This is a genomic window from Pseudomonas sp. PB106, assembly GCF_009764645.1.
Lineage (GTDB): Bacteria > Pseudomonadota > Gammaproteobacteria > Pseudomonadales > Pseudomonadaceae > Aquipseudomonas.
Genome location: NZ_RWIM01000204.1, coordinates 1 through 1420, shown reverse-complemented (window position 1 = coordinate 1420; position 1420 = coordinate 1). Strand labels below are relative to the sequence as shown.

At 60.6% G+C, this 1420-nt stretch carries 2 protein-coding genes; both read left to right on the top strand.

What is annotated here, in order from left to right:
• The first annotated feature begins 93 nt into the window (after positions 1–93).
• Positions 94–285 (top strand): DUF1289 domain-containing protein, encoded by a 192-nt coding sequence (locus EJA71_RS25070; RefSeq protein ID WP_007919669.1) that lies wholly within the window; start codon positions 94–96, stop codon positions 283–285.
• A gap of 154 nt (positions 286–439) precedes the next feature.
• The coding region (gene rluB, locus EJA71_RS25065) for a 23S rRNA pseudouridine(2605) synthase RluB (protein ID WP_158960363.1) at positions 440–1420 on the top strand (981 nt) is incomplete at its 3' end.

Below are 1420 nucleotides of genomic sequence, written 5' to 3'. Positions count from 1 at the left end.
TAGCGGTGTATCAGCCAAGAAGATGTCGACTGACACACCGCTATCGCGAGCAGGCTCACTCCTACAGGGGATTTGTGTGTTTCTGGAGTAGGTATGAGTTCAACAAAAGACCCGTGCATCAGCCTCTGCAAATTCACCGACGACATCTGCCTCGGTTGCGGCCGCAGCAAGCGTGAAATCAAGGCCTGGAAGAAACTCGACAAGGACGACAAGCGCACGGTCCTGGCCGAAGCTGCACTGCGTCTGATCAAACTCGGTGGCGCCGGTCGGCGGAAAAAGAAATAACTGTCGATCGATCAGCTAGTCTCTGATGCGCGACGGCGCACATCCGCGTATGATTCGCGGCCCTCCGCCGATCCCTTCGGCCGAGAACCCAGATTTCAATGCGTCAAGCGTCCAATTCAGAGCGCTTGAACAGACCACACCGGGAGGTGCCCAGATGAGCGACATCATTCAGAAAGACGACCAGGAAATCGGCCCCGCAGGCGAAAAGCTGCAGAAAGTCCTCGCCCGTATCGGCGTCGGCTCGCGCCGTGACGTGGAATCCTGGATCAGCCAGGGCCGGATCAAGGTCAATGGCAAAGACGCCACCCTCGGTCTGCGCGTCGACATGCACGACGCCATCACCATTGATGGCAAGGTGATCAAGCGCGAAGAGGCGGCCGAATCGGTACGCCGCGTGATCATGTACAACAAACCCGATGGCGAGATCTGCACCCGTGACGACCCGGAAGGCCGTCCGACCGTGTTCGACAAGCTGCCGCGTCCGAAAGAAGGTCGCTGGATCAACATCGGTCGTCTCGACATCAACACCACCGGTCTGCTGATGTTCACCACCGACGGTGAACTGGCCAACCGCCTGATGCACCCGTCCTACGAGATGGACCGTGAGTACGCTGTGCGTGTACGCGGTGAAGTCGACGACGAAATGATCGAGCGTCTAAAGGCCGGCGTGGTGCTGGAAGACGGCCCGGCCAAGTTCACCGACATCAAGCAGGCGCCAGGTGGCGAAGGCTTCAACCACTGGTACCACTGCGTGGTGATGGAAGGCCGTAACCGTGAGGTTCGTCGTCTGTGGGAATCCCAAGGTCTGGTGGTCAGCCGTCTGAAGCGCGTGCGTTTCGGTCCGGTGTTCCTCAATTCCGACCTGCCGATGGGCCGCTGGCGCGAAATGAGCCAGTACGAAGTCGACATCCTCAGTGCAGAGGTCGGCCTGACGCCGGTGGCGATGCCGCAACTCAACGCCAAGAGCAAAGACAAGCTTGAGCGCATGCAGCGCAAATCGTCGCGTCCAATGGGCAAGACCGAGCGCGTGCGCACCCTGCGTCCAGCCGCTGGCGCGCCGACCGGCCCACGTCCAAGCCGCGAGCCGCAGATCGAGGGCGAGCGTCCAGGTCGCAAACCGGTTGCCCGTGACGGC